21 protein-coding genes are annotated in these 24,912 nt (G+C 53.5%); 13 read left to right on the forward strand and 8 right to left on the reverse strand.

Translation table 11 applies throughout. From position 1 onward, the window contains the following. From ACY692_RS09705 to ACY692_RS09725, 5 genes are all read right to left on the reverse strand, one after another. On the reverse strand, positions 1-1,155 hold a 1,155-nt coding region (locus tag ACY692_RS09705), incomplete at its 3' end, for an ExeA family protein (RefSeq protein WP_462325160.1). Positions 1,156-1,171: 16 nt separating this feature from the next. Next, positions 1,172-1,963: a polysaccharide biosynthesis tyrosine autokinase gene (locus ACY692_RS09710; RefSeq protein ID WP_462325161.1), complete on the reverse strand. Its 792-nt coding sequence runs from the start codon at positions 1,961-1,963 to the stop codon at positions 1,172-1,174. A gap of 90 nt (positions 1,964-2,053) precedes the next feature. After that, complete coding sequence (locus tag ACY692_RS09715; protein ID WP_462325162.1) at positions 2,054-3,754, reverse strand: GumC family protein; 1,701 nt, start codon at positions 3,752-3,754, stop codon at positions 2,054-2,056. 50 nt (positions 3,755-3,804) lie between these two features. Continuing rightward, positions 3,805-4,773: a hypothetical protein gene (locus ACY692_RS09720; protein WP_462325163.1), complete on the reverse strand. Its 969-nt coding sequence runs from the start codon at positions 4,771-4,773 to the stop codon at positions 3,805-3,807. A gap of 382 nt (positions 4,774-5,155) precedes the next feature. Further along, the gene (locus ACY692_RS09725; protein ID WP_462325164.1) at positions 5,156-5,722 is read right to left on the reverse strand and encodes a polysaccharide biosynthesis/export family protein; all 567 of its coding nucleotides are present in this window, start codon (positions 5,720-5,722) and stop codon (positions 5,156-5,158) included. A gap of 633 nt (positions 5,723-6,355) precedes the next feature. Between ACY692_RS09725 and ACY692_RS09730 the strand changes: the two genes are divergently transcribed. Further along, on the forward strand, positions 6,356-7,819 hold the full coding sequence (locus tag ACY692_RS09730) for a sigma-54-dependent transcriptional regulator (protein ID WP_462325165.1): 1,464 nt from the start codon (positions 6,356-6,358) through the stop codon (positions 7,817-7,819). 309 nt (positions 7,820-8,128) lie between these two features. On the opposite strand, the gene ACY692_RS09735 is transcribed toward ACY692_RS09730, so the two are convergent. Both ACY692_RS09735 and ACY692_RS09740 read right to left on the reverse strand, forming a co-directional pair. Then, positions 8,129-8,821 carry a VPLPA-CTERM sorting domain-containing protein gene (locus ACY692_RS09735; RefSeq protein ID WP_462325166.1) on the reverse strand — a complete coding sequence of 231 codons (693 nt, stop codon included), beginning with the start codon at positions 8,819-8,821 and terminating at the stop codon, positions 8,129-8,131. A gap of 489 nt (positions 8,822-9,310) precedes the next feature. Continuing rightward, positions 9,311-12,259 (reverse strand): NAD-glutamate dehydrogenase domain-containing protein, encoded by a 2,949-nt coding sequence (locus ACY692_RS09740; protein WP_462325167.1) that lies wholly within the window; start codon positions 12,257-12,259, stop codon positions 9,311-9,313. Between the two features lie 388 nt (positions 12,260-12,647). Here ACY692_RS09740 and ACY692_RS09745 point away from each other — a divergent pair, with 388 nt between their 5' ends. The 3 genes from ACY692_RS09745 to ACY692_RS09755 all read left to right on the forward strand — a co-directional run bounded on the left by ACY692_RS09745 (position 12,648) and on the right by ACY692_RS09755 (position 15,063). After that, positions 12,648-13,301: a hypothetical protein gene (locus ACY692_RS09745; RefSeq protein ID WP_462325168.1), complete on the forward strand. Its 654-nt coding sequence runs from the start codon at positions 12,648-12,650 to the stop codon at positions 13,299-13,301. A 23-nt stretch (positions 13,302-13,324) separates the two neighbouring features. Then, complete coding sequence (locus ACY692_RS09750) at positions 13,325-14,473, forward strand: DEAD/DEAH box helicase (RefSeq protein ID WP_462325169.1); 1,149 nt, start codon at positions 13,325-13,327, stop codon at positions 14,471-14,473. 101 nt (positions 14,474-14,574) lie between these two features. Beyond that, complete coding sequence (locus ACY692_RS09755; RefSeq protein ID WP_462325170.1) at positions 14,575-15,063, forward strand: YajQ family cyclic di-GMP-binding protein; 489 nt, start codon at positions 14,575-14,577, stop codon at positions 15,061-15,063. A 237-nt stretch (positions 15,064-15,300) separates the two neighbouring features. Here the strand turns inward: ACY692_RS09755 and ACY692_RS09760 are convergent, their stop codons facing one another. Further along, positions 15,301-15,717: an iron-sulfur cluster assembly scaffold protein gene (locus tag ACY692_RS09760; protein ID WP_462325171.1), complete on the reverse strand. Its 417-nt coding sequence runs from the start codon at positions 15,715-15,717 to the stop codon at positions 15,301-15,303. Positions 15,718-16,084: 367 nt separating this feature from the next. On the opposite strand from ACY692_RS09760, the gene ACY692_RS09765 reads away from it, so the two are divergent. The 9 genes from ACY692_RS09765 (at position 16,085) to epsC (ending at position 24,637) form a co-directional block, all read left to right on the forward strand. Continuing rightward, a complete protein-coding gene (locus ACY692_RS09765) occupies positions 16,085-16,543 on the forward strand; it encodes a DUF1499 domain-containing protein (protein WP_462325172.1) in 459 nt (152 codons plus the stop codon). A gap of 73 nt (positions 16,544-16,616) precedes the next feature. Next, on the forward strand, positions 16,617-17,276 hold the full coding sequence (gene trhA / locus ACY692_RS09770) for a PAQR family membrane homeostasis protein TrhA (protein ID WP_462325173.1): 660 nt from the start codon (positions 16,617-16,619) through the stop codon (positions 17,274-17,276). 141 nt (positions 17,277-17,417) lie between these two features. After that, complete coding sequence (locus tag ACY692_RS09775) at positions 17,418-18,638, forward strand: LuxR C-terminal-related transcriptional regulator (protein ID WP_462325174.1); 1,221 nt, start codon at positions 17,418-17,420, stop codon at positions 18,636-18,638. A 403-nt stretch (positions 18,639-19,041) separates the two neighbouring features. Then, a complete protein-coding gene (locus ACY692_RS09780) occupies positions 19,042-19,821 on the forward strand; it encodes an ABC transporter substrate-binding protein (RefSeq protein ID WP_462325175.1) in 780 nt (259 codons plus the stop codon). Between the two features lie 483 nt (positions 19,822-20,304). Continuing rightward, entirely contained in the window at positions 20,305-20,964 is a 660-nt protein-coding gene (locus tag ACY692_RS09785) for an amino acid ABC transporter permease (protein WP_462325176.1), read from the forward strand. A 14-nt stretch (positions 20,965-20,978) separates the two neighbouring features. Beyond that, positions 20,979-21,719, forward strand: a complete 741-nt coding sequence (locus ACY692_RS09790) for an amino acid ABC transporter ATP-binding protein (protein WP_462325177.1) — start codon at positions 20,979-20,981, stop codon at positions 21,717-21,719. A 364-nt stretch (positions 21,720-22,083) separates the two neighbouring features. Then, the gene (locus tag ACY692_RS09795; RefSeq protein WP_462325178.1) at positions 22,084-22,419 is read left to right on the forward strand and encodes a PAS domain-containing protein; all 336 of its coding nucleotides are present in this window, start codon (positions 22,084-22,086) and stop codon (positions 22,417-22,419) included. Between the two features lie 361 nt (positions 22,420-22,780). Beyond that, complete coding sequence (gene cysK / locus ACY692_RS09800; RefSeq protein ID WP_462325179.1) at positions 22,781-23,707, forward strand: cysteine synthase A; 927 nt, start codon at positions 22,781-22,783, stop codon at positions 23,705-23,707. Further along, a complete protein-coding gene (epsC, locus tag ACY692_RS09805; protein ID WP_462325180.1) occupies positions 23,708-24,637 on the forward strand; it encodes a serine O-acetyltransferase EpsC in 930 nt (309 codons plus the stop codon). The last annotated feature ends 275 nt before the right edge of the window (positions 24,638-24,912 follow it).

Consider the following 24,912-nt stretch of genomic DNA (forward strand, 5'->3'; position numbering starts at 1 on the left):
GATGGGAGTGGCGGGGGTGGCCGTGCGTGGCTGTGTCCCGTCATTATTTTTTTTCGCGAGCATTTCTCGCTTGAGGGCGAGATAACTGTCTCGTATTTTGATATATTTTAACTCAGCCGCGTCGGTCCTCGAGCGTTCCTGTGCTATTTGGTCCCTCAGTGAATCGATCAGGCCATCCTTGAAGGACGCTGCCCTTTCTTCGAGTTCCTGGATCTGCCACTGCACCTGGAGGTTGAGTCGTTCCACCCGGCTCTCCATGCCGCTGATACGCTGGTGGAGGTCGGATCGGGGAGGATGCTCCTCGGTCATCGGCGCGGACTCCGGTGCGCATGTTGTTCCGGAACCATTGATCCCGATGCCTCCCTTGTCTTGGACAACCTGTTCTATGATCCCCGTGGTTATCCGCTGGATCCCGTCGGCATACCCGTAGACCAATGCAGCGTCGCAGAGGAGATTGATGGATCGGGGAATGCCTCCTGAGTACCGATGGACAAGGTCGACGGAATCGGAGGGAAACAGGTCCGGGGGGCCTCCACTTTGCTGGAGCCTGAACGCGATGTAATTGCCGACCTCTTCGCGGGATAGGGGACCGAGGTGATAGTTGACCGCGATCCGCTGGGTCAGCTGGGCGAGTTCGGGCCGTTTGATCTTGGCCTTGAGTTCCGGTTGTCCCACGAGCATGACCTGCACGAGCATGTGTGACTCGGTTTGCAGGTTTGAGAGCATGCGGATTTCTTCAAGTACCTCGTTGGACAGATTCTGGGCCTCGTCGATGACGATCAGGACGTTGCGCTGCCTGGCATATTGATCGATGAGGAATCCGTTGAGGATCTCGAGATTTTTGGATTTGTTGCCCGGCTCGGGTATGAGCTCGAATTCCGAGAGGATCATTTCGATGAGTTGGTCTCCGGAAACCTGGGTGTTGAAGATGACCGCTACCTCCATATTCTTGCCGATTTGGCGCAGGATATGGCGGATCAGGGTGGTCTTTCCGGTCCCGATGTCACCGGTCAGGAGGATGAATCCAAGATTCTCGGAAATGCCGTACTGCAGGTAGGTAAGCGCCAATTGGTGCTTGGACGTCATGTACAAACAGTCCGGATTGGGGACGATGCTGAATGGTTTCGAAGAGAATCCAAAGAATTCGTTGTACATGATTTTTTGGGGGGGGTTACGATGCCTTGTTCATGACCAGGCCGACAAGTTCCTTGCCGTTCAAGAGATCCATGGCTTTCTTGATTTTTTCTTTTGGAGAACGGCCTGCCTCGACGACAAGAATGACCGCGTCAACATACGATGAAAAGATCAGCGCATCGGGATTGTCCACGAGAGAGGGGCAATCGAAGATGACATACCGGTCACGGTATCGGTTCTTGAGTTCCTTGACCAGGGACTGCATCTTGGGAGCGCTCAATAATTCGGTGGATTCGGTACTGCTTTTTCCGGTTGGAAGAACGACAATGTCGTCCATCCCCTCGGGATGGATGAGTATGGAGTCCAGGGAGACGTCCTCGATGAGGTAGTCGGTCAACCCCCCGTGTTGTGTGAGTCCCAGATATGTACTTATATCCGGATTGCGGAGATCCATGTCCACGAGCAGGGATGTCTGCTGGGCGTGCCGGGCGATGCTCAATGCGAGATTGATGGCCGTGGTGGTCTTGCCCTCTTTGGGGGTCGCACTGGTGACCATGATGGCATTTTTTCCCCGGCCTTTCGTCCGGGAGATGAGCTGTGTGCGTAAAAGACCGTAGTGGTCGATGACCTCGGTGTCCCTGAGCGCTGTCATGACCCGGAAACGTTCCAGGTCCTTGGGCGAGGGAGAATGCACTTTGGTCCGTGTATAGACGATGGGTTCGGATCTTGTCGGGGGTGCTGTTCCCTGGGTAAAGGGGGCCGGATGTAGAACCTCTCCGGAAAACTGATCCTTTTTTGCTTTTTCCAACGCTTTGGCGATTTTGCTCATGGGTCGATCCCCTGGGTAGAGTGGTGGAGGGTGGATGATCAGGGTCATACCCCTTGTACCGTTGTCCGGTCTGTCCCATCCCCAGAAGGGTCAGAACATTATGGTTATTTTTCGGCTCAGCTGGATCCACAGCACGTCAAGGGGACGATAAAGAAAATGCACGGTTACAATGCCACTGATCAAGGCCATGACAATACCTGACGGAACAGCGACCAAGCGGATGCGTCTGAACAGTTTTTCCCGTGCCGTCGTTATCATGGGGATAACGGCGATGACCGGCTGCCCCGCGAGTTCGCTGAGTTCCCTTGAATCATGGACAACATGGTCCATATTTTCCATCAGGGCGACGGATCCAAGTCCACCCGCAAAAGCGAGAGCACAGCCGAGAAACAATATGGCCAAACGGTTGGGACTCGCGGGCTGTTCAGGCACAAAGGGTGGGGAAATGATAGTCATTTTTTCTGCCATGCGGTTTTCTTCGAGCATCAAGGCCTGCTCCGCGACCATGAGCCGCTCGGAAATCGTCTCGAATTGTTTTTGGGCATTGGTGTACCCACGCATGAGCGCTTTGTACTCTTGTTCGATCTTCGGTGTGTTTGCGACCCGCCTGGAATAGGTGGTATGATTTTTTTTCAAGTCTGCCAGCTCTTTTTTGTCCTCACGCAAGTCGATAGCTGTCTTTTCGATTTGATGACGGGTGTTCAAGTAGACCGGATTGTTGGGATGCAGGGCCCCTGCTTGGGCGGCAGGATCCTTTTTTTCGTACGCGGCGATCTGTTTCCCCACATTCTGTATTTTTTTGTTCAGGGCGATCACGTCCGGGTGGAGATCTGAATAGCGTTTGTCGAGGATGGTTTTTTGGGCCCGGAGTTCCTGGAGTTCCGCCTGCAGAGTGCCCAGCTGATTATATCCCGGAGAGGCCTTTTCCAGTGCGATGATCTTGTTTTTGAGCATGAGCATGTCGGGGTGGCTTTCGGAAAGGGTCGCCTTGAAGGCGGTGTAACGGCGTTTGAGGGTTTCCAGGTCGGTGTCGGGAGAATTTTCGGTCGTGTACGGATTGATAGTCGCCAGCTGCCCTTCCAGAAAGGTTTTTTGGTCCGAGAGCCGGCGGAGTTCGCTCTCCTTGAAATCGATTTTTTGGGCCAACCGTTCCATTGTATTGCGGTTTCCCTGTATCATTTCAGGGAGTTCAGTAGGGTGCTGTTTCTTGAACAGGGCGATGGCCTGTTCCTTCTCGGCGATTTGCGCTTTGAGAGTCTTTTGTTGTTTGGTCAGAAAGTCGACCGTCGTTTGGGCCTTGAGTTCGCGGTCCTGCATGTTGGCGTTGAGAAAGATCGAGGTGAGCTCGTTGGTAACCTTGGCGACGGTATTTGGATCCTTTCCCCTGAATCCGATCTCGAATGCGGTGGTTGCCACCTGGTCCTTGCCTTTTCCCCATTTAGTGGTGATCGGAGTCAATTCTATTTCTCCGCGCAATTTTTTCACGAGTTCCTGGTTGGTGTGGTTGTCCCTGATATCACGGTACAAACCATATTTTTCGGTGATTCTTGTCAGATTGGGAACGCTCAAAACCCGTTGGGAAAGGGAATGCAATCTCGCTTCCACAAGTCCGGTAATGGTGGTGCGGACGAGATCCTCGGGCACGACTTGGGTCTCGATGAGGATGGTCGCCTTGGATTTGTATTTTGGGGGAATACCAAAAGCGACCGTGATCGATATGGTGAGTATCAGGATCAAGGGGATCCAGAAAAACCATTTCCTCCTCGCCAGAATACTTTTGAAACTTTTCATGTTGTCCAGCATAGCGTCACCATGGCAGGTCGGAGTGTTTGTCGGTCTGTTCAATCTTCATAGGGAAACATCATTGTGTACATCAGGTAGACTTGGTTGCGGGTGATACTGTCGTCATCGTCCCTGTCCATGTACACTCCGTAGCTGTATCCCGCTTTGATGAAAGAATTCTTGAAAATTTCATATTGCAAATATGGTTCCATACTATAGTATGTGTACCTTTGCTCGTCATCGTCCCCGCTATCGATCTGATCCGAGTAGACATACCCGCCCATGAACCCGACCTGCAACCGTTCCGATAATCTGTATTCTGCCTCCGCATGGACCCTGTCCCGTTTCAGGTCGTAGCCGCGGGCGCCGGAGGTCACGTCCTTTTTGTAGCCACCAGATATGAGCCATGTTTCTCCCTTCCAGGTAAGATCGAATCCCAATGTGCCGCTTTCGTCGAAAGTTGTCTGGTCGCCTGTTCCCAAAAATACGTCCAGTTCGAGCCGTTCGCTGAGTGCGTAGGTCGCGCCGGCGGATACGCTGATGGAACGGGTCGTGTCACTGTCGTCGTTGACCTCGTTCTCATAGTATTGGTCCCCTGACAGACTGAAGCGTAGTCTGGTCCGTTCTGAATATCTGTGTTTGGTGACCAGCGAAAGTTTGTAATGGTCATCGTGGTTTTTTCCTCTTTCCTTTTCGTACGATCGCAGATCGGCGCTTGCCGTCAGGCCAAGAGAGGTCCGTTCACTCATCTCACGTTCGATGCTCGCCCCAAAACTGTTGGTCATACTGTCACTGTAGGTGTCGCTGTGCCGGTACCCTTGATAGTCGGTTTCTTGGAGCCTGTAGCTGATCCTTCCCCGTGTGGTTTCGGTCAGGTCAACGGCCATATAGGGGGATATTCCGTAGATGATCCGGTCGACAGTGCGGAGATTTTCACCGGTTTCTTCAAAGGATCTTTGCGAATTGCTGTCGTAGGTAAATACATTGTCCATCCCGAATGTAACACGTTCAGAAAATGCATGTTCCATTTCAAGTTCGTATGATTGGTCAAATCCGTCGAATTCGTGCTCGTTAGCATACCATGAATAATCCACAAGTCCACTGAAATTTAATTCTGATGCCTCTGTCGATATATCGTAAATTAATCCAGGAATTATAGAGTGCACAAAGTCATCATTTTCTGTGTATCCAATTTTTGTATCGTACGTTTCTTTTACACCTATAGATGGCACTATTTTTTGTTTTACAGCCATTGCATATTTTGAAAAAATAAAAATAGGTATTATCATTGCGATGAAAAATAGCAATTTATTTCCTCTCATGATATTTTCCCCTTTGTCGTTTGCTGCTACCATAATGGAGCAAAGGGTACGGCACTATTTCCATTTTGATGCCGTACCCAGCAGTTCTTTAGGGAACGACCAGGGTATCGCCGGGTTGTAGCACGATGTTTCCCCCGAGATTTTCTCCCTGGGTAATCCGTTCGTAGTCGATGGGGATGGCCGTCTGTTTCCCCTGGGTGGTTCGCAAGACATGGATATCGTCGCTCTCTGCAAAGGGGGTCAGACCGCCGGCCAGGGCGATGAGCTGAACGACTTTGAGAGGAGAGCCTTCCATGATAAACGTTCCCTGCTTGTTCACCCGTCCGACGATATATACCTTGGGACTTTGTATTTCCTCCATGACCACGCTCACCGGGGCATCGGGGACATATTTCTTGATTTTTTCTTGGACCATGTTCCGTACCTCTTCCACGGTATGCCCACTGGCCTTGATGTCTCCGATAAGGGGAAAGGAAAATTTTCCGTCCGGCATGATCATGACCTTTCTGGTCAGGGTTTCGTCCCGCCAGACAGATATTTCGAGAACATCTTCCGGGCCGAGCAGGAAATCCGGAAGAGGATTGGTAGCGCCGGAGGCAGGAAAGAGCAGAAGAAGGCTAAAGAGAAATGGTAAAAAGACACGGAAGCTGGACATGATGGATCTCCTTGAAGGCTGAGAGTGGATGGTGGGTGAGGGTGATGGAATTTTTGTGGCTCCCATAGCCGCTCCGGGGAAATTTTTCATGCATTTTTCCTGAAGAATCCGATAGAATGGTCACGTTGATCCGACTGTTTTCCGGATTGGCCAGGAATTGTAGGATATACGATGATGTAATTTTTCAGCAAGTATCATACCTTTGTAATTGTACCCGATACGAGGAGGGGGGCAAGGCTTCCTATCCGTAGAAGCCAGTGGCTTGGTATACGCCATACGGGGGAAGAATGGGAAAGAGACCGTTGTCGTCAGAGTGAGGAATCATTGGTTGTCTACAAAAATATAAACAAAATATGCCGTAACTATTCAGATCAAAACTATACTATCGCAACATCTTAAAATTTATCATCAAATCGGAGTGCCGATCAACAAATTTGGGAAATTGGGGGAGTTGAGAAATTCTGATTCTTTGAAAATGCACCTGGATAGTTACAATTTGTCTAATATTGTTGGAATGATATAATAATAAAAGAACGGTACGATTCATGCTTGGATGTGTCTGTTGCATTGGTTGCGGTCCATAATTTTCCGGTGGGTGATTCCCGTCGATAACCAATTACTCTTGATTTGTTTATGTCCCGTTTACTTATCGTTGATGACGACCAGGAATTTTTGGCCTCCTTGGGGAGTGTGCTCACTCATATGGGTCAGGATTATGTGGGGAAGCGATCACTCGCCGAAGGATTGGACGAGGTCAGGCAGCGCCCCTATGATCTCGTTTTGTTGGAAGTCCATCTTCCGGACGGCAATGGGCTGGACGAGATCAAGGGATTCCAGATGGCCCCCAGTGGTCCCGAGGTGGTCATCATCACCGGGTACGGTGATGGGCAAGGGGCAGAAGTGGCACTGCGCAATGGAGCCTGGGATTATATCGAAAAGCCCGTTTCCATGACCACCCTCCGCACGATCTTGAAGCGTTCTCTGGATTATCGGTACAAGAAGAGAGAACTCTTGGACCACAGGACGGTTCGTCGGGAAAGGATACTCGGGTCGAGCCAGCAAACCCTGACCTCCCTCGAACATATGGCCAAGGCCGCGAGGAGCAAGGGGAACGTTATCATTATGGGAGAAACCGGGACGGGCAAGGAATTGTACGCCAAGGCCATCCATGAGAACAGTGACCGCAAGCAGGGGCGTCTGGTCGTGGTAGATTGCACCAACCTTCCCCGAGAACTCAGAGAGTCCCTGCTTTTTGGTCATGTCAAGGGGGCTTTTACGGGTGCCCATGAGTCCAAGGAGGGGTTGTTCAAAAATGCCGACGGCGGGACGGTATTCCTCGATGAGGTTGGAGAACTCGCCCTGCCCTTGCAGAAATCAATGCTCAGGGTTCTTCAGGAAGGACGGTTCAGGCCGGTGGGGTCAAATACGGAGGTGAACAGCAGCTTTCGGGTGATAGCCGCGACAAATCAGCACCTCCAACAGATGGTTGAAAAAGGTAAATTCCGTAAGGACCTGTACTTCAGGCTCAATGCCCATTGTCTCCATCTGTATCCCTTACGGGAACGGGAGGAGGATATCTCCGTGCTGGCCAGGCACTACTGCGGAACCATTTGCCGGGAATACGATATCCAGACCAAGACCCTCTCCCGTGAACTTGTGCGGGTCATGTGTCGATATCCCTGGCCGGGGAATGTCCGGGAATTGATCAACACGCTCTATGCCTGTGTCGACAACGGGTTGATCGAAAAGACACTCTTCCCCCATCATCTTCCCCTCGATGTTCGGGTGGCGGTTGCCAAGTCGTCGTTTTCCGGCAACGGTAACGGGGACAGTCCGTGCGCAGAGAAGCCGGAGCGGAATTTTACCGACCCCCAAGTACACATTCCCGAACTGGCCCCGGAAGAGCTGCCCACGCTCAAGGAGGTCCGCAACAAGACCGTTTCCAGCCTTGAAGTATCCTACCTGAATGTTCTGGCAAAGGTTTCGAGTGGGAATGTCGGGAAGGCCTGCTCCATCTCCGGCCTTTCCCGTGCCCGTCTATACGAACTTTTCAAGAAGCATGATCTCAATCTCCGTCATGGCCGGGCCTTTATTTAGTAAGTACCGCTTTCCGTCTAAACCAAAACCATTTTGGGATGTTGGGTTGTTATCGAGCCTCTGATCCAAGCGACGGTCCGTAGGGGCACCCCTTGCGGGTGCCCTTTTGGCAAGTGAACCCACATCTGAGACGTTGCCTGGATGGGGCCACCCGCAAGGGGTGCCCCATCCATTTGGTTGCCTTGAACGTACATCCAAAATCCATTTTGAAAACCTCGTGTTCCAAAGTGGTTCTGGTTTAATCCCATCTTTATAGCATGGTATATTGAGGAACGCCGGCCAAAGTCTCCGCCCCTTGGCCGGCCCAGCCTATCCTCTGGCCCTTCTTTTTCTTCCGAAGAGGCATAGGAGTCCGGTTCCAAGGAGCCAGATCCCTGCCGGTATGGGTACAACGTGCGTGGCTGTGTCGGGGACCAGAGCCCACGCGTGGTTGCCTGTCTTGGCATTCCCGTTACCAATCACTGCTGTCGTATCTTTCCCAAATCCGGAATTAAAGGAGTACCCGGTTCTCGCCCCCTTGGCGTAAAAATCGCCCCACATGGGAGCCCTGTCCGTGACAATGGACCAAGTGGGTTGGTCTTCAAATTTGAGGCCGTACACATCCCCGGGAATTCCAGGATTGCTCGCACCCTGGTCTTGGGCGTTGTATGTACTCGGATTTCCGGCCACGAAATCGCTCGTTCCCTGCCCTATATTGCCTCCAAGAGGGATGGGATCTCCTGAAAAACCTGATGAGACCTCGAGGATCGCATGGCTGATGTCTGGTTTGTTCCCTGTAAAGGTATAGGCATACTCCCATAACTGGTTCTGGCCGTCATAGGTCACAACCCATGATACACCGGTTGGAGAGGGTGGTCCGTTCGGGGTTTTCCAGTCGGATACGAGTTCTTGTTCGGTCGAGAGGAGTTGGCCACTGTACATGGTGGAGGCTCCTGCTGGAGCGCAAAGGGCCAGGACAAGGGCCAGGACAAAAACAGAAGACAGAACGGGCATCGTTTTCATGTGAACCTCCGTTAATGGGTGGAAGAATTTGTGCCACTACTAAATAAGGGGGATCACCGTGCACAGTCCGGGGGGAAGAGGAGGAGCGGTTGCATGGATCGTGGGTGGATAAACGGTGTACGCATCACCCCGTTTATCAAAAGCAAGGTTCATGCTAGATAAAATGATCAGTATGATCGATGAGTTGGAATGGATTGGCAGGGGGGGTCCGGTTTTTTCGGAAGAATCGGGGCTGAAAAATCCGGTTTTTGGGGGAGTGGATGGCAGCGGTGTAACGCGCCGCCTTTTTTTGTATCGTATCCGTGAACGTCTGCCATAAAAGCCAAGAAAATCGGAAGCGATGAAACTGCATTCAACGCCCGCTCATACGCCCCGAGCGGGTCTATGAGCGGGCGTTGAACCCTGTGTTGGGTCGCGGGAATATGCCTGTAGTGGAAGCCGTTCGTCCATAGTGATGGGTCCATGGGGCATGGTTTTCTTCAGCTCTTTCTACCGTTCCAGTCCAAGTCTTGATGTTGTCAGGTACCGCTGTCCCCGGGCCTTGACAATGGACAGGATGGTCTCCCGGTCTTCAAGGTCCGAGGCAGACACGGCTTCTTCGATCCGGCGCAAATGGACGCGTTCCTGCATGTCGGCATGGATCACGTCCATGATGTCTCGGAGCCCGCTGATCCGTTTGAGCCATCCCAGCCCTTCGCGATAGACCATGGACGAGGCGAAAACCGCCCCGAGCAGGGCGAATTGATGCCTGACCGGAATCTCCGTGATGATCCGTTCCCGGTATTTTTCCACCAGTACGGGCGGACAGTAATCCAGGATCAATCCGCACAGATCGGGATCACCGTGCAGGTCTGAAACGTGTTCGGCCAGAATTTTGCTGATCATGTCACCCAACTCGTTGATTTCTCTTGAGGCGGCAAAGGAGATCTCGGTCAAGAACGTTTTGCCGCCCCCATATCTGAATTCTCGAGTGAGCAGTCTGGCCTCCGATCTGGCCCGGTGTTCGAGAATGGTCAGGACCTGGGCCACATATTCCTTCTTGATGGCCAGAAATTCTTCGGCCGAGAGAATGAGTCCCGCCAGAATCTCATAGGACGAACAGATCACACCGGTCTTGTTCGCCGATGATCCGTGCAAAAAGATAACACCCGCCTCCTGGAGGTGATCCCGGGCTTCCCTGGAAATGAAGATGTTCGCTCCCTCGACGATGGCCCGTGCCGATGGGGTCCCGTCCGGGAGCAGGAATTGTCCCCAGTTCTTGGCATTGATCGTATCGGGCCGGCCACCCGCAGGGATGAAAACGTCGGCCGTGGCCGTATTGTGCAGGGTGTTCCGGATCTTGGCCCCGTCGGGGGTGGTGGCGTCCGCGACCAATCCTTCCACCGAGTGGAGTTTAGCCGTAGAGAACCCGTTGCACCTGTCTCCCCGGTCGAGCAACCGCTTGAGTTCTCCGTGGTCCAACCCCTCGGGATCGAAGGCTGCTCCGTGTCCGTCGGTAATGGCAACGATACGCACGGTTTTCGGGTATTTTTCCATCAGAATGCGCAAACAGTTCCCGGCCACGTCCCCGGCCGGCCCCCCGGTCATTTTGATGCTGAAGACATCCCTGGACGGATCGAACCCCAGGGTTTTCAAGATCTCTTCCATGAACACGATTACCCCGAGGCTGGTCACCCCGTATTCCTTGTGGTTGATTCCAGCCCCGGGCTTGGAGCTCATGAAGGCCCGAGCCCATGGGTACCCCCGTTTTTCGGCCCGGGCAACGATCCATTCGATATGTTCGGGAAGAATGTTCTCGTCCGGCCCGAGGTAGATGATCTCATGGCGGTTCAGATAGTCGACCACGTCCGCAGGTGAAGGGGTTTGCCTGGACGAAATGATCATGTCCAAAAGCGAGTTGGTCATGCTTTTTACGGCCATGTCCACCGATCCGTTCGGGGCCAGGAGCAGGACCGCCTTGGACCCTCCTTCTGGGATGTCTTTGTTTTTGAGCTGCTGGGAGCTTGCCAGGGCGGTCGCCTCGTCGAACAGGCGTCCATTTTCCAGCTCGAACTGTTCCTTGTTCCTGGTCCGTACGACCCTGACCCCGCCCCGGGCCATGTCCCGGTACCTCACGTGGAATCCATGGAACCGGGGACCGAGAAAGAAGAATATACCATACGGTAATTCACCGTTGAACAGGTTTTCGAGCATGGCCGGATCCATGCGGAATCCCAAGCCGAATTTTGTTGGCACATAATAGTTGGTCTTGAACACGTGGTCCGTGAACCGAAAAATTTGTTCCAGGATGGACCGTTCAAGATCCAGGGGGATGGACTCCAGTGTTGTACTGGCCGATGAGCGGGCGGTTTGGATCCGGTCGGTCCGGTCGTTGGGGTACGGGTCGAATCTGGCCTCGAAATAGTCCACAAGGGCCAGGGTCGTCTCCGGATGGCGGAGAACGGTCCGCTGGATCCTTTCCAATGTATAGGCGTACTTATCCTTCCTATGTAGGAATTGGTGCACGAATACGCAGGCCGCCTGGATGAGGGCCACACGGGCCAACGTGCATCCATGGATGTCGGCGAACGCTTCCAGGTCTCCGGCCTGGAGCCACTTGATCCATTGCAGTTCCTGCTTGAGCAGGATCGAGCAATGCCCATGTGAAGCCGTTTCTCCATTGGCGCAGCTGACATACAGGCTGACGATCCCGACATTCCCCTCTTTCCCGAGATCGAAGAGATCCGCATAGGCCCGGTGGATGAGGACGCCGGCCCGGTTGAGGATCTTGGCCACCTCCAGGAGCATGCCGTCCTGCATCGGATTGGTCATGGCGATGGTTATCCGGTCCTGGTTGTTTTCCAGGGGTTCCAGGCCGACATGGACCCTTTCCGTATTTTTGATCTTTTGGACGATCCCATAGTGCCTGGCTGCACGTTCCGGATCGAATTTTTCGATGTAATCCAGGGAGGCACAGGTCAAAAAAAAGGCGAAAGATCGTTCTTCTTCAGCGGGAACCATGGAGAGGGTTTTGAGCTTTGCCAGTGCCTCGTGCATGTTTGGGGCATTGGGATCCGCCAGTTTCTGTGGGGCCTGGTGGAAGGTGCACAATGTGATGGCCTTGTCGGAGCTGGTGTAGATCCGGGCCGTTTGCAGATCGGTCCCCCGCAGTCCCTCGAGGATATCCACGAGATCCTGGGCGTCTGTTCCCGGTGTGATATAGGTGACCCGGGTTTTGCACGGACTCCTCAATGTCAGGGTCCGGTTCATGGTCGTCACCTGTCCGGAGACGATCCCGTGCAAATGGGTCTGGACTTCTTCTCGGGTGTGGCTCTTGAAATAGTATGGATGCATGGTGGCGTAGAACCAGGGTGTGATTCTATCAGCCTCTTGGGCCATGGTCTGCTTCAATGTTTCCAGGGCCGTCCGAGGTTCCGGGGAGAGGGGGGGGGTCTGCATGGCGAACTCCTTGAACGCGGAAGGGAACTGATTATCCTATAACTATGCATGGGATATGTCCTGCGGTCAAACCAGGGAGGAAAATCGGACGCTTTGGGGTTTGACCATCGCCCGGATAGTGGGCACAAGCAGCTACCGGAAAGTGGGGCTGCATCGCCGGGGGCTTGCGTGGGTGCACCCGGTCGCGGTCGCCCCCTTTGCAAGGAAGCCACCGTGGAATCCTGACAAAATTCCGGATACAATTTTTGGAGAGGTTTTTATCCGTATGGATGGGCCAACCCTTCATGACCCAGAATGCCCCCCACCGGGTTGTTCAGGGTTTTGCGCGCGGTGCGGAAGAGAACACGGACTCGAAGCGGGCAATGCCCGGGAACTTTGTTCCGGGGTCATGCGTGAACTGGAGCGATCCGCGCGGATCGATTGGCACGTCCCTGCCGAGCGGGCCGACCCCCGTCTTGCAACGAGCTGTCTGTTTGGCCCGGCCCGGGGCCAGATGTTCGGGGTTATGGAGTATCTGGACGGCAGGGGGAATATTGGTGTTGCCCGTGCCTTTTCCGGCCAGTATAATGGAATCTGGCATGTGCAGGGATGGGTCGATCCCATCGTGGACACCCGGGAAATGTGTAGGATAAGCAGGCCGGTGGAGTGCCGGATCAAGGAGCTGGGCGCAAGGATTGCCGGGCTTTCAGGAGATGCGACATCGCGCAGGCAGTTGATCGAGGAACGCAGGACCCTCTCGAGGGAGCTGATGAAAGCGATCCATGGGCTGTACAAGCTCTCCAATTTCCGCGGAGAGACACGGCCCATAGGGGACGTCTTTCTCGGTCCGAACGGTATGCCCACTGGGGTCGGCGATTGCTGTGCCCCCAAATTGCTCAACCATGCCATACAAAATCGGTTCATACCACTGGGGATAGCTGAGTTCTATTGGGGACTCGAAAACCGTTCCGGCACCAAAAAACACGGTGGTTTCTATCCGGCGTGTCTGGAAAAGTGCCGGCCCATCTTGGGGTTCATGCTGTGCGGGCTTCCCCGGGGGTGATCTCTTGGCGTATAAGGATATCTATGATGACATTCAAAGAATTGGGACTCGTTCCCGAACTTGTCAACGGTTTGGGGACCGGGGGGATCACCGTGCCCACCCCTATCCAGGAACGGGCCATTCCGGTTCTTCTGGATGGCAGGGATGTCTATGTCAGCTCGGCCACGGGCACGGGCAAGACCTTGGCGTATCTTCTTCCCCTGTTCCAGAGAATCGATACCGACCGGAAAACCATCCAGGCCATGGTCATTGCCCCGACACACGAACTGGCCATGCAGATATTCAAAACCGCAAAGGTTCTGGCCGACCATTCTGGTTTGGGAGTACGCAGTCAGGTTTTGATCGGTGGGGTCGCGGTCAAGCGTCAGCTTGGAGGGCTCAAGAAAAAGCCGCATCTGATCGTGGGGTCGGCAGGAAGAATTCTCCACCTGATCGGTCTAAAAAAGATCAACCCCCATACGATAACAACCGTGGTCGTGGATGAGGTGGATAGGTTGCTGTGTGGGGACAGCGCTGAGAATGTCCGGAAGCTGGTCGGCAGGACCGCACGCGACAAAGGTCTCGTGTTCGTTTCTGCCACTGTCCAGCCGGCAAGTCTGCGGGAAGTCGGGGCGATGGCACCGGATGTCTGCGGGATCCATGTGGACGCCAATCAGGTCAGTCCGACCATCACGCACCAGTATATTCTCTGCGAAGAGCGGGAAAAGCCCGATATCCTGCGAAAACTCATGCATGCCCTAACGTGTGACCGGGCCATTGCCTTTGTGCACAGAAACAGGACCGCACAAATCCTTGCCGACAGGTTGAGCCATCATAAACTCCCGGTTGCAGATATCCATGGGGCCCACGACAAAATCGCCAGGCAACAGGGCCTCGATGATCTGCGGCAGGGCCGGGTCCGCTTGCTCCTGGCCTCGGATGTGGCCGCCAGGGGGCTGGACATCAGGAACGTGACACATATCTTCAATGTGGATATTCCGTCGAACAGCAAGGATTATCTGCACCGGGTCGGTAGGACCGGGCGTGCCGGTGCCGAGGGCAGGGCCCTTTCTCTGGTCACCCCCAAGGAGGTCCGGATCATCCAGCGGTTCAATAAGGAACTGGGGATCGATATCCAGCCGGTCAGATTGTTCAAGGGGAGGGTGGTGGCTGCAAAGAAGAACGATGACTAACCGTTGAACAACCGTTTGTCCTGTACGGGCCGGGGCCCCTACAGGACAAATCATGCTAAACGTATATGGACCAAAAATAACGCAATCAGGAGGACAACCATATGCCTTCATTTGATATCGTCAGCCAGGTGGACCTGCAGGAAGTGGATAACGCCATCAACAACGTGAAGAAAGAAGTGGACTCCCGCTACGACTTCCGGGGAGTGACCACGGAGCTCTCATTCAACCGCAAGGAAAAGCGGATCAACCTCCTCACCGGGGACGAGATGAAGATCACGGCCCTCAAGGATATGCTCAGCAATCATTGTGTCCGGCGCAAGATCGATCCGAGGGTCATGGAATTTTCCGAGCCGGAGGGGACGGCCAAAGGACAGCTCAAACAGCAGGTTATCCTGCATGAAGGGATCGACAAGGATACGGCCAAAAGATTGGTGAAATTGATCAAGGGGGCCAAACTCAAGGTCCAGGCGGCCATCCAAGATGATCAGGTCCGGGTGACCGGAAAGAAGATCGACGATCTCCAAACGGTCATCAACCTGGTCAAGGACGGGGGATTCGAACAACCTTTCCAGTTCGTGAACATGAAGTAGGCCACAAAGGTCGCTGTTATGCCGAGAGATCCCGGAACACGTCCGTGGATGACGAGTGCGGCTGTTTTGCCGGCAATTTGGTAGGGTGCTCACGCCCTTCCCAGGTAAGACCCCCCCCCCCTGGTTGTTTTTGGGGGCGATGAACCGGTTGTTGCCGGGAGTCATGAAAGACCCAAAAAAGGGCCGGAACATGTGTTCCGGCCCTTAGTGCATGAAAAGGAAGCAGTGGAGTCTGGCTCAATCGATGGGCGTGCCGGCTGCCTTGCGCTCGATATCGGCCAGGGCCAGGTAGAAGGCCCCCACAGCCAGTTCAGCACAATGGAAATGGTCCTCGGGCAGGGTCTCCAGATACTCTGCAACGGTTTCCGGGTGTATGTCCCAGGCCGTTTCCAGTTGTTTGCCTTCGCTCAGGGTCGCGACCGCATTGGCGGTGGCACTGGTGTGCATGCATCCATCGATGTCCAGAGAGATATGGCTGATCTGACCATTTTCTACTGTCAGAAAAAATTCGATGGTATCGCCGCATTGTCCTGTTTTTTTGCCGTATCCGTCGGGTCGTTCCGGTCGTTCTCTCCGTTCGTGATTGAGCGCCATTTTGAGATAATTGTCCGAATGGTCCTGCCAGAAATCCATGGTTTGTTGGGTGTCACTCATGGTCGGTCCTTGATATATGCGTGTTTCCGTATACTCGAAATCTGTTTGTTTGCCCATGTATTGTCAAAAGGGAACGCCTTGTACATCTTGTGGTCCCGCTGGGCAATAGGAGAATGGGAGGATATCCATTTTAGGGGAACGGGAGTGGCTATCGGATTGCTTGCCTTTGTCGGGATACTTGGGCACACAGGGAAATAATCACCTTCCGGGATGGTTTTTGCTTGGAATGTTTCTGCTCATGGACTGTCTGGGCAGTGGGAGCGATCCGGCGTTCCCAGCGGACATCCGCAGTGTCCTCCATGCGTAGATGGTTGAAGATCCGGTAGGTCCCACAGGTCGGTTCCAACATGTGGAGGGGGGGGATAGTATGTGGTATTGGGTTGCCGTTTCCTTGGCATTGTTCCTGGTTGGCGGTTGTTTCCAGGCCCGGGCCGACAATTTGGCCGTGTCTGGTGCAAATTCCCCGGACCAACTTGGACAGTGCCCGGATAGTCCCAACTGCGTGTTTTCCGGAGACAGAAATCCGGCACAAAAGATATTTCCCATGCGTCTCACGTCGAACGGAGGCTGGCACACGCTCCGCAAGCACGTGGCCGGGATGCCACGAACGGCCATTGTCAAAGAGACCCCCACGTATATACACGCGACTGTCTCAAGCCGTGTGTTTGGTTTTGTCGATGATCTGGAGTTCTTGCTGGATCCGGAGACCCGACTGGTCGGGGTCAGGAGCTCTTCCCGGACAGGATATTGGGATTTTGGCGTGAACAGACGGCGTGTTGAAAAAATCCGGACAACGCTCTATGAATGGGACGTGATAGTGGAGTGATCCGGAAATAGGTCCCAATGTATTGCCATGATTGTTTTGAACAAGCACGGAATAAAAGAAAGAGGAATGTTCCATGGAGACGAAATCCCTGACTCTTAGGTATACACCGGGTGAAGAGATCGCCAGTAGTGTCATCCACGGCCTGGGTATTCTATTTTCCATAGCCGGTCTTGGTGTGCTCACGGCCTTTGCCACGGCCTTTGGCAATGGATGGCACATTGTCAGCGTGAGTATTTTCGGGGGAACCATGGTCGTCATGTATACGGCTTCGACCCTGTACCACAGCATTCCCTTGCCACGGGTCAAGACGGTTATGCGGCTACTGGACCATTCGTCCATTTTTCTACTTATAGCCGGAACCTACACCCCGTTCACCCTGGTCAGTCTGCATGGCGCATGGGGATGGACCCTGTTCGGGGGTATCTGGGGGTTGGCTGTGGCCGGGATTATCATTGAATTCTCGCCGCTACGTAAATGGCGTATTCTCCAAGTAGGGTTGTATCTGGGTATGGGATGGGCGGTGGTCGTGGCCGCCAAGCCGATGCTGGCCAGTGTGCCTGTGGGGGGGCTGAAACTTCTTCTGGCCGGAGGATTGTGCTATACCTTGGGGGTTATTTTTTATGCGTGGCGGGGGTTGAAATTCAGCCATGCCATCTGGCACCTGTTTGTCCTCTCCGGCACGGTTCTGCATTTCTTCGCGGTTCTTTTGTACGTGATCCCGGTCGCATCCTAAAAAACGGGTCACTTTTTGGGCGGATTTTTTCGTCTTTTGCCGTCTCCACGGTGCGGACCGGCATGAGCTTAGGATCGACAATTGTTTTTCGCCTTCCACCGTTCCCCTTTCCCGTTGGGGGAACATATCAACCGGTATTCCATGTCCTCTTCTTCTGTCCCCACCGATGTTCTTTCACTTGAATTATCCACTGTTGTCGAAGATTTTTGCGATGTTATTTTGTATGTCGATCAGATCGGATCCATTATTGCCACCAAGGGACCGGTGTCCACTTTTTTCAAGACCGATCAGATTGTCGGTAGGACCGTATGGTCCGTTCTGGGGTTCAAGGTAAAGGATGTGCATGAGATGCTTGCAAAATATCCCCCCGAGGATATTCAGGAAATTTTCTCCTCCCACGGGAGTGAAAGTTTTTGTCTACGCATCATTCCCCTGCCGGCCCATTTTAGTCCCCAAGGGGGATTCGTCGTTGTTGTCACCAGCAATTCTCCGCTCATGGATCTATGCGATACCTATGAACAACGGTTGTCTGACAACATTACGGCCTGGGACGACAGCATGACCCTCTTCCACGCCCTTTTCGAAACCACGGCGGACCCGACATTTCTCGTGGATGCGAAGCAGCGCATGCTTTCGGCCAACAAAGCCGCCAAGACCCTGTACAAGAATTCTTTTTCTCTAGGGAAGAACTATCTGGATATCATCCGTCCGGTCGACAATGGCAGTCTCCAGGATGCCATGCGGACCCTCAGGCCGGGAAAATCGTGGACCAGGGAGATGTGTGTCAGGGAGGGCCCGAGCGGACGGCTTCCCGTTGAATTGACTCTGAGGAGGGTGGACCTCAACGCCACGCGGGTTTATCATCTCGTCCTGCGGGACCTTTCAGAGTTGGATACCCTGGAAAAAGGCCTGAACAAGACAAAGGCCCAGGTCGAGGGGATGAATGTGACCCTGCGTAATGTGCTCAATTCTGTTGAAGAGGAAAAGCAGGACCTGCGCGAAGAGATTTCCAAGCAGGTCAAGGACCAAATTCTGCCCGCCCTGGACCGCATGGCCCGTGAAGAGTGTCCGGAGGTCCGGGAAGACTATTATGGGTTGCTCAAGGACCGGCTCGTTTCGGTCACCCATGATCCCGCAGATCCCATGGACGCGCTGATCCTCACCCTGACACCCAAGGAACTGGAGATTGCCAGGCTCATCGCTTCCGGCCAGAGCAGCAAGCAGATCGCGGAATTTCTTGGTTCATCCTTTGACACCATCCAGACCCACCGCAAGAATATCCGCAAAAAATTGGGTATCCGGGGCAAACCGGTCTCCTTGTATGCCTTTTTGAACAGTCAGGGGTATCTCGGTGATTCCTGATCGCCGTGTCTGCATCATGAAAATTTTGTACATCCGCATTCTGATTCCTGATACATCCAGCTGAATCGTTAGAACCTACCACCTGAAACAGCCCTTTTTTTCCGTTCTAGCCTCCGCTCCTCACTGTTCCCTTTTTTCTGCAAGCCCCCCCGCGTCTCGAATATCCAATTTTTATCGGGTGCGCCTTCCTGTTGGATTGTCCGGTCATTTCTATTTTATCGGGTAGGACTATCTACCCGATTCCTCCCCCATTTATCCCCTTGCCCCGGAGACATCTTCTTGTTTGTATGCCCATGCTCGAAATATTCGCATCCGATGTAAAATGATCATGTTTGGCGGAAACAAGTTCGCTGCGGAGTGTTTTTCATTTGGTGATAACGTGTTTTCAAAACAAGGAGTTCTCGTGAGATACCAAAATCTTTTGTTTGCCATTGTGTTGTCGTTGTCGATGTTTATTGTTGCGTGTTCCAACGAGCCTGAAAACGCGCTTGAACGTGTCTCCGAGACGGAAAAGATCAGTTTCGCGATGAGTGGTGGATACCCACCGTTCAATTTTTATAATGACAAGAACGAATTGGTCGGATTCGATGTCGACGTGGCCAAGGAGGTTGCCAAACGGCTCGGTGTGACCTTTGAGCCGGTGACCACCGAATGGAGTGGGATCATCGAAGGGCTCCGGGCCGGTACCTATGACGGGATCCTCGGAAGCATGGCCGTGACTCCGCAACGGGAAAAGGTCGTCGATTTTTCCGTACCCTACTACTATTCGGGGGCCCAGGTCATTGCCCGGACCGATGCCCCGGAGACAACACCACAGGGGTTCAAGGGGAAAGTCATCGGGTTGGTGACCGGTACTACCTTTGAAGATGATGCCAAAAAGCTTGGGGCCGGTGAGATCCGCCTGTACAAGGATGACACCCAGACCTTGATGGAATTGGATAACGGGGTCATTGATGCGGTCATCACCGACCGGGTCGTCGGGGTCAATGCCCTGAACAAGGGAACATTTGATCTCAAGCTCGTCGGTACACCCATACGCAGCGAAGACATCGCCGTGGCCTTCCGTAAATCCGACAGCGCACTCAGAGAAAAGGTCAACGCTATCCTCAACGATCTCCACACTGAAGGTGTTCTTTCAAGGCTGAGTCAGAAATGGCTTGGGGTGGATATTACAAGTAGTTAAGCCGCCAAACCTGTTTGGGAACCCGCAGTTTTCTGGGTGATCAATATATGAACAACATGTATGGAGCTTACCAGCTTATGGGCTGATGGGTTTGTAAGCTGGTAAGCTCGTGAGCAAAGGCTCCCTGTATTGATTCCTGACCGGAACCCACGTTTTCAAACTGGTTTTGATGGTTGAATAGGTTGTAACTATTCGGGGTGTCCCCCCTTGTTCTTTGATGGTTGGATATACTGTCATTTTTCCTCATTGGATTTTGATCGATATGATGCTCCTGCAAAAATTTGAAAATCGGGGTTCAAGCTCAAAAAAAATTGTAACAATCTGATTTTACTTAAACCTTAACCCTGTCTACAAAAATGTATTTTTCGCAGTCACATCCGACATGAAACAGTCATAACCCTCATTTATCCCTGCAATCTCTCAACATACTTATATGTTTAATTTTTGTTTAATTTCTGAATTACTAAAGGAAAAATATCACCCATGTACTATGATTTTGCTGCAGTAGTCGAATACTTTCCCTATTTCCTTCCCGCTGCATGGATGACAATAGAAATAACCGTCCTGGGTATTGCGTTGGGGCTTGTTTTGGGATTGGTCACTGCGTTTATGCGTATCTCGAAACGTAGGATTTTCTTATGGCCGGCCCTGGGATACATTTATCTGATCCGCGGGACGCCATTGTTGCTCCAGTTATTGTTTATCTATTTCGGAATGCGCGGACTTGTTGGGCTGGAGGCCTTGCCTTCGGCGGTATTGGCCCTTGGTCTCCATAACGGGGCCTATATCGCCGAGATTTTCCGGGGGGCCATTCTTTCCATGTCCGCCGGACAGATGGAGGCCGCTAGGAGTATCGGTATGTCCTATATGCGGGCCATGCTCAGGATCATTCTGCCCCAGGCGTTCAAACGGGCCATTCCTGCCCTGGGCAATCAGTTCATTATCGCCCTCAAGGATTCGTCCCTTGCCAGTGCCATCACCATCAACGAACTCTTGCTCAAATCCCAGCAGCTGGCCTCGTCCAATTTTATGATGATGGAAATGCTGACCATCGCCGCCTTTTTCTATCTTCTGTATACCGGGATTTTTACCTGGCTGTTCAACCGTATTGAAACCCGTCTCGATGTCAGCCGAGCCGGTTAACACAAGGAGCAAACATGAACGATCAGCAACCTGCCATAGAAATTTGCGGTCTGCATAAATGGTTCGCCGAACACCATGTCCTCAAGGGAGTGGATATGCAGGTCGATCCGTCCGACGTGATTGTGATTATTGGAGCCAGCGGCTCGGGAAAGAGCACCCTGCTACGCTGTGTGAACCGCCTTGAGTCCTACGAGGAGGGCGTAGTCAGGGTCCACGGGGATGATGTGCTTGAGGATGAGCGATATATCAACAATCTGCGTGCGCGTCTGGGCATGGTTTTCCAGAATTTCAACCTGTTTCCCCATATGACTGTCATGGGGAATATCATTGAGGGTCCTACCCAGGTCAAGAAAATGAAGAAAAAGGAGGCCCTCGAGATTGGACGGCACTATCTGGACAAGGTGGGTATGTCCGACAAGGAGGACGCCTACCCGGAAACCCTTTCCGGAGGACAGAAGCAGCGTGCGGCCATTGCAAGGGCCCTGGCCATGGAACCCGAAGCCATGCTTTTTGACGAGCCCACTTCGGCCCTGGATCCCGAACTGGTTGGCGAGGTCCTGGGGGTCATGCGCAATCTGGCCGATGACGGAATGACCATGATCGTGGTCACCCACGAGATGGGTTTCGCCCGTGAAGTCGCCGATACGGTCGGGTTCATGGAAGGGGGGTCCATATTAGAATCCGGTAGTCCGCAGGAGATATTCAACCATCCCCAACAGCCCCGCACCCAGGAGTTTTTGGGGCAGATCGTGTAAAAGCGGGGGCAGGGGGTGGTGTCGATCGTACCCGCCCCGCCATGGCTTGGAACACCCCTTGATCCGCTGCGATCCGAAAAGCAACAACCAAAAGAACATCCCGGCACATATGGACATTTCCGTCCATATGTGCCGGGATTTTTAATGCCTTCCGCCATGCTCCGTTTATTATGCATGGGACGTATCCGGCGCGCTCCATGTCTTTATCCGTAGCGGAAGGGGCGAAGAGATGCTTGTCTGTTACCGGTAAACCGGGCAAGATTTTTTCTGGCGTTATTGGGGGTATGTCTATCCATGCCCTGTGGCGTGTATACGTCCGGCTGGGTACGTTTTGATGGAGTATGGTGAAAAAAGGAGTGGAGCGATGGATGGGAAGATGTATGGATGTCTGCTCGATAGCCTGACCGAGCCGATTATTTTTGTCGATACGGAGCACATCATCCGGTATATGAATCCGGCGGCCTGTATGGAGTTGAAAAAATACGGCGGTATCGAACTGGTCGGCAGCTCTCTCTTTGGCTGTCACAACCAGACCTCGTGCCGTACGATCCGGGAGGTTTGGAAACGTATGCACGGGGGACTCGACGAAGAGTGTATATCGATCCAAGAGGGGAAACGGACCTACATGCGGGCCGTACGGGATGAATGTGGCGACTTGCTTGGGTACTATGAGCGGTATGAGAAGATCGTTCCCCATTGATTTGCTGGCCTGTTCAGATGGACCCGATGGTTCCCCTGACCTTGAATACCTTTTCCAGATACCGGGAGAGCAGGGCCACGTCCACGACAATGCCGATGGCAAGGAAGAGACAAAGGTGATGTTGAGGGTGATCAAGGCACCGGCTTTGAGCTCGTCCCAGCCCATGGTGATGATGTTGGACTGGAAATCGTTCATGGCATATGGCCCTTGTTGATGAGTGTTCAGCAATTCCCTGTCAACGAATCGAAAAATCGATAGATTGTGGAAAGATCTTTATTGATCGTTTGTTGCATCTGTATAGTGGGATCCATATGAGAATATTTCAGACGTCGATACCGGTAACCTCAAGAGGATGACATTCATGAACATAGCCGATTCCATGCTGGATCTGGTGGGGAGAACCCCTTTGGTGCGATTGGATCGCCTAGGTGCCGACATCGGGGCGCGGATTGTGGGGAAGTTGGAATTTTTCAATCCCTGCGCTTCGGTCAAGGACAGAATCGCCCGGAACATGATCGAGGCGGCCGTCGAAGGGGGAGACATCGAAAAGGAATCCGTGATCATCGAGCCGACCAGCGGGAATACCGGGATCGGGCTGGCTTTTGTGTGTTCGGTCAAGGGATTGCGTCTCATTTTGACCATGCCCGAGAACATGAGCATTGAGCGCAGGAAGCTGCTCAAGGGGCTGGGGGCCGAACTGGTGCTGACGCCAGCCGGTGACGGGATGAAAGGGGCCATTGCCCGGGCGGAGGAACTCATGACCGAGTACCCCCAAGGGGTCATGCCCCTGCAGTTCGAGAATGCCAACAATCCGGCCATGCATTACCGGACAACCGGCCCGGAGATATGGGAAGATACGGATGGAGAGGTGGACATCCTGGTGGCAGGGGTGGGAACCGGCGGGACCATCACCGGAGCGGGCAGGTATCTGAAGGAACGCAATGCCGACATCCGGACCGTGGCAGTGGAACCGGCGGATTCAGCCGTTCTTTCGGGCAATCCTCCCGGTCCGCACATGATCCAGGGCATTGGTGCCGGATTTGTGCCTCCGGTGCTCGATCGGGATGGCATCGACGAGATTTTTCCGGTGACCAATGACCAGGCAGTCACCACCGCCAGGCGTCTCATGCAGGAAGAAGGCATCGTGTGCGGCATATCCTCGGGTGCCAATTGCCATGCAGCCCTGGAACTGGGACGGCGTCCGGAGAATCGGGACAAGACCATCGTGTTCATAGTCTGCGACACCGGGGAGAGATATCTGAGCACGGATCTGTTCGGGGAATCATAAATGAGAATACACCATCACTCATTCCAAGACCTCGATGCCATTGTTCAGGCCCTGTGCGAACAGGATACGGACGGCGCGACCTGTCAGCGCGAGCACGGCGAAGCTCCCATGCCGTCGGTTGATGTGCTGGCCTCTATTGTCGAGGATCTGCGCAGTGTGCTCTTTCCTGGCTACTTCGGCCCGTCGGATGTTGCTGCCGCGTCCATGCACTATTACATCGGGGCCAATCTCGATCGTCTGCAAAGATCCCTGGCCGAGCAGATCCTGCGGGGTGACTGTTTTGTCTGCCAGAATGAACCTGGTCCGCAGTGCCTCACCTGCGAAGCCAGATCGCACGATACGGCCTGGCAATTTCTCCAGACCCTGCCCCGCATCCGTCACCTCCTGACAACGGATGTGGACGCCGCCTTTGTGGGTGATCCGGCGGCCAAGACTCCCGGGGAGACCATCTTCTGCTATCCGTCCATCCGGGCCCTGACCCATCACAGGGTGGCCCACGAACTCTACAAGCTCGGTGTCCCCATCATTCCCCGGATCATTTCGGAGATGGCCCATTCCCTGACCGGGATAGACATCCATCCAGGCGCGTCCATTGATGAACATTTTTTCATCGATCACGGCACCGGAACGGTCATCGGTGAGACCTGCGTCATCGGCAGAAACGTACGGATCTACCAGGGCGTGACATTGGGGGCCAAGAGTTTTCCCAAGGGCGAAGACGGCTCCCTGGTCAAGGGACTGGCCCGTCATCCCATTGTGGAGGAGGATGTGACCATCTATGCCGGGGCGACCATCCTGGGGCGGGTCCGCATGGGGAAAGGCGCGACCATCGGCGGCAATGTCTGGGTCACCCGGGACATTCCGGCCGGTGCCCAGATCAGGCAGTCCCGGCCTCTGGAGAAAAGCTACGAGCATGGGGCGGGTATCTGATAGCCAGACCGTTGCCCTGCGGTCGATCGTGTTTGTGTGGAGTTGCCTGTTCCAGAGTGTGGTAACTGTTCGGGGTAGAATCCACCAGAAGCAACGGTCTGAAATGTAATGGTAGATTTGAGCATCGGCCCACACCTTTCAGAAATTTAAGGAATGAATAACCTGTATGCTGGACCTAACCCATTTGCAACGCCCTAGTTTTTAATGCGACCGAGATATGCTCAGCTAGCATCACTACCTGGACGCACATCCGTAAGATCAAAACTATGGATCTC

This window comes from Desulfoplanes sp. (genome assembly GCF_054921335.1).